4 protein-coding genes are annotated in these 4,462 nt (G+C 70.9%); all 4 read right to left on the bottom strand.

Annotation, left to right across the window (positions count from 1 at the left end; all coding sequences use genetic code 11):
• Positions 1–339 precede the first annotated feature (339 nt).
• Positions 340–1,662, bottom strand: a complete 1,323-nt coding sequence (locus DQW06_RS21600; protein WP_013155788.1) for a serine hydrolase — start codon at positions 1,660–1,662, stop codon at positions 340–342.
• Positions 1,663–2,068: 406 nt separating this feature from the next.
• Positions 2,069–2,608, bottom strand: coding sequence for an AAA family ATPase (locus DQW06_RS21595; protein WP_013155787.1), 540 nt, complete (start codon positions 2,606–2,608; stop codon positions 2,069–2,071).
• Positions 2,609–2,768: 160 nt separating this feature from the next.
• On the bottom strand, positions 2,769–3,629 hold the full coding sequence (locus tag DQW06_RS21590; RefSeq protein ID WP_071623086.1) for a polyphosphate polymerase domain-containing protein: 861 nt from the start codon (positions 3,627–3,629) through the stop codon (positions 2,769–2,771).
• A 50-nt stretch (positions 3,630–3,679) separates the two neighbouring features.
• Positions 3,680–4,288: a DUF4956 domain-containing protein gene (locus DQW06_RS21585; protein WP_013155785.1), complete on the bottom strand. Its 609-nt coding sequence runs from the start codon at positions 4,286–4,288 to the stop codon at positions 3,680–3,682.
• Positions 4,289–4,462: the final 174 nt, after the last annotated feature.

Below are 4,462 nucleotides of genomic sequence, written 5' to 3'. Positions count from 1 at the left end.
CGCTAAACTGGCGCATGCTGGCAATTCCTTGTGTGTAAAGGGGTTGAAGTTGCTGGCCACGGCCCCGAACGGCAGTCAACCGTTGCGGGGTCATCGTGTGGGTTCAGTTGTGTGGTCGCAGCCAGATTAGGGCACGCCTGTTCGGGCGGAGCGCGTTTCCCGCGAAGCGGCCGGAAAAAGTTCGTTCCGGTTCTGTCGTGCCAGATCAGCGGGTATGAGAAAGGGGCCAGCATGAAATACTGGCCCCATCCAAAAAATCCCTCATGCCGGAATTGAAAGTATTCGTGCACGAGGTGTCGGGAGGCCCCCGGCCGATCCGCCCCGGGGACCCGCCCGGCCTCAGAAGTAGATCGGCGTGAGGTCCTCGGTGGGCCAGGTGCCCACCTCGTTCACCGCGTCCCACAGCTTCGGGTCGATCTCGCCCCAGTTCAGCGCGTCGCCCTCGTCGCGCCGGTTGAAGAGCGCCACGACGGTGTAGCCGTTGCTGCGCGCCAGGAACGTGTAGGTGCCCGGCATGCTCCCGGTGTGCCACGTGTTCTCGCCGCTGCCGGTCGGACGCACCGACCAGCCCAGGCCGTAGTGCGTGGCGCCGCCGCCCGTCTCGGGCTGCTCGAACACCGTGGAGATCGAGTCCGGGGTGAGCACCCCGGCGGCCTCGGGCGTGTCGTAGATGGTGCAGAACCGCGCCAGGTCCGCGGCGGAGGCGACCCAGCCCCCGTTGCCGAGCTGGATCTCCAGGTTGAACCCGCCGTAGGGGTAGGGGACCTGCGCGCCCGAGGAGTCCAGGGCGGAGGTCACCGTGTACTTCGAGTCGTACCCGACCTCGCCCTCCTGGTCCGCGGACAGGGAACGCCCGGCACGCATGCGCGCGATGTCCACCGCGCCGAGGACATCGGAGACCACGTGGTCCTCGTAGGACCTCCCCGTGACCGCGGCGATCGCCTCGGAGACCAGCAGGTAGCCGTAGTTGCTGTAGGCGTACCGCGTTCCGGGGGCGTGGTCGAGCTCCATCCCGCTCGTGTAGGCGATGACCTCGCTCCTGCCCAGCGGCAGGTCGACGCCCATCTCGCGGGAGATCGCGATGGTGTTCCACAGCGGGTCGAAGGAGAGGTCCCTGTCCCAGCCGCCGAGGTGTTGCAGGGCCCGCCGCACCGTGACCTCGCCCAAGCGCGGGTCGGCCGTCTCCCCGGCCAGGGGCGAGAGGTCGACCAGGTCGGCCAGCGGCGCGTCCAGGTCGAGTTCGCCCTCCTGGGCCAGGCGCATGGCCGCCGTCCCGGCGACGGGCTTGCTCAGGCTCGCGATCCGGAAGACGTCGGTCACGCCGGTGGTCGCGACGCTGTCGTCGCCCCACGTGTACCCGCGGGCCAGGGACAGCCTGCCGTTCCGCGCCACGGCCAGCGAGCCCGCGGTGATCCCGCGCGCCTGCATGTAGTCCTTCATCACGCCGTCGAAGTGCGCGAGGGGAGCCACGTCCTCACCCGTGACCCGCCAGGTGCGCTCGGCCGCGGAGACGGGCGCCGCGCCCAGGGCGCCCGCGGCCGCGGCGGCCCCGGCGGTGCCGGTCAGGGTGAGCATGCGGCGTCGCGACACGCCTCCGGGCAGTCCGAGGGCGCTGCGGGAGTCGGCGCGGGCACCGCTGAGGCGGGCGGCACGAGGGAACACGGAACCTCCGGGGAAGAATGGCAGGGGGTATTTCCGACAGGGGTATTCGCGGTATGCGCAAAGAATTTCTGTGTCTTTTGGCGCCTGTGGTTCGGCAGGGGAACGCTACACACGTTCGGCCGTGGCGGCAAATGTGAGAACGCGGGAGCCGTGTTCGCTTCGGGGCGCCGTTTCACGAAGGCTGTCAGGAGCCGGATCGCGGTCGTGACCTGAGACTTCTCCGTGTCGGCTCGCGTTCTCGAAGGTCGCGGCGATCGCCGGGGGGCGGCTGCGCGGTGCCCGGAAAAGGCGCGGAACCCGGTCAACGGATTGTCGCGGAAAAAGGTCCGGAGGCCCCGTCCATTCCCGGGGCGGGGCTGGCGCCATTCATCGCGCGGGCGGGCTCCGGGGCGTCGGTACCGCTCCGTCAGAGGAGCGCCTCCTCGTGCGCGCGGGCGCGGATCAGGTCGGCGGTCTCCTCCGGGGTGAGGGCCGCGGTGTCCAACCACCAGCCGACTCCGCCCAGGTCCTCCCGCATCGCCCGGTAGTGCGGCGCGAAGTCGAAGTCGACGCGGTGCCCGGGGTCGCGCGTGGCGTTGCGCCGCCGGCACACCTCCAGGGGCGGGAACAGGGCGACGAACATGACCGGCCTGGGCCGCAGCATCTCCACCATGGCGTCCAGCATCCGGCGGTTGTCGATGGTGTACTCGACGACCGGGAAGACGCCGTTGTCGGCGAAGTTGGCCGCCAGGTCGCACATGTTGCGCACGCACAGCCGCAGCTGGCGCCGCGCCTCCTCCGCGGGCCGCCCGTTGAAGCCGACGCGTCCCTGGACGACCATGTAGGACAGAACGTCCCCGCTGATGTGGGCCGCACGCGGATACCGTGCGGCCACCAGCGGAGCCACCGTCGACTTTCCGGCTCCGGGCATTCCCGAGAGGATCAGACACCCGTCCTGGTCCCGCATCCCGGCCTCCCTCCGTCGTTCGGTGGACATGGTCACAGACCGGGGGCGGGGAGCGCATCCGGATTTTCCGTGCGGGGACGGAGGGGACGGCGCCCCGAGACGCGGGGTGACGGGCCGTCGGCCGCCCGGCGGACCCGGACGGTGCGGGTTCCCGTGCCCGTCAACGGTTCCGCCGGAGAGCGGGCGCCGCACCCACCCGCGCCCGCTCCAGGGCGCACGGCGCCGGGTGGTCCAGGCACGCGCCCATCGCCCGGTGCCACCGGTTGCCCCGCAGCCCGGGCTCCAGAGCGGCCACCGTCGCCCCGTACTTGGTGAACCGCGCCTCCCGGACCCCGTGCTCGTGCAGCCTGCGCTCGGTCGCGGTGAGCCCGCCGCGCGTCTTGATCTCCAGCAGCACCGTATCCGGGCGCATCCGCACCGACCAGCCCGCCCGGTAGCCGACCAGGCCGGTGTCCACCGTCACCCGCTCCTCACCCGAGAAGGCCACCACCGTCGTGCGCCGGTAGTCGGTCACCGCGCTGGCCGCCAGCACGTCGGGCGCCTCGATGCCGTACGAGAGCAGGGTGTCGTCCAGGAACCGCCGGGCCTCGGGGGTCATCCGGTCCGGCGGCCCCGTGTAGGCGATCCGGGTCTTGTCGGTGATCCCGCGCGCGCCCTTGAGCTTGATCTCGAACATGCGCGTCCCCGTGTCCACGTACGTGCGCGTCCGGGCCTTGAAGCGCACCCGCCGCCCCTGGCGGTGGTCGTGGAAGGTCCGCAGGTCGGGAGTGTCGAAGTAGGTGGACGAGTACTGGAAGTCCCGCTGCCCGTCGATGGTCAGCACCCCGAACCGGTCCCCGGCGGCCGCGAACAGCGGTTCCAGCAGCTCGACGGGCACCAGGTACTTGCGGCAGGTCCGGGTCACCAGGGCGGCGCGCTCGTTGATCTCGGCGAGCGACATCGGGCGCAGCGCCGCCAGGACCGGGGAGGGAACGTCCACCGGAGCGGGCGTTTCCACGGGACCGAGGGCGTCCAGGGTCATGGGTCTCTCCACGGTGGCGGGGGCTTCCGCAGGGGCGGGGGCGGCCGTGCTCATCGGCGTCCCGTCACGGAGGTGAAGCCATGCCCGAACCCGCGCCCGGAGCCCGGGACCGACGCGATCCGGGGCGCTTGGAACCGCACGTCCACGACCATCAGGTCGCGCACGTAGTCGACCTCGGTGACCTCGATCTTCGTGACCCGGCCGCGCAGCCGGGCCTCCAGGTCCTGGCGCAGGGCCACGGAGTCCTCGTGCACCACGTCCAGGGTCAGGATGCGGCGCTCGTGCCGCGAGAGCAGACGCGGGTGGTCGGCCGCGTACATGCCGGTGAGCAGCAGGGCGTTGAGGCCCAGCAGCACCCAGGGCATCGGGGCCGCCACCGCGTTGACCAGGCCCAGGGCGATCGCCGTGAAGTAGTAGCCGATCTCGCCCTGGCTGATGAGGTCCGACCGCAGGCGCAGGATCGACAGCACGCCGAACAGACCGAAGCCGACGGCCAGGCCGACCTCCTGGTTGGTCAGCATGGACACCACGGCGAAGATGCCGGTGTTGAGCGCCACGTAGGCCAGCAGCAGGTCGCGGCGCCCGTGGCGGCGGAAGTAGATGGCGTAGGACAGGACGATGATCGCGGTCGTGTTGACCGCCAGCGCGAACCAGAACATGCGTTCATCCTCTGGACGGGCGGTGAGGAACCCATGAGGAGTGGATGAGGGAACCCTCATGTTTGTCACGCGTCGGTCATCCGCGACATGGACGAGGGGGCGGGGGCGTCACCGACACCCCCGCCCCCTCGTCACCAGAACATCGCCCGCCGCACACCGGGGCCCCGCCGACCC

Origin of the sequence: Nocardiopsis sp. TNDT3 (assembly GCF_003427465.1) — a bacterium.
GTDB classification, from domain to species: domain Bacteria; phylum Actinomycetota; class Actinomycetes; order Streptosporangiales; family Streptosporangiaceae; genus Nocardiopsis; species Nocardiopsis dassonvillei.
The sequence above is the reverse complement of the archived record's forward strand: the minus strand, read 5'-3'. Positions and strand labels throughout refer to the sequence as shown.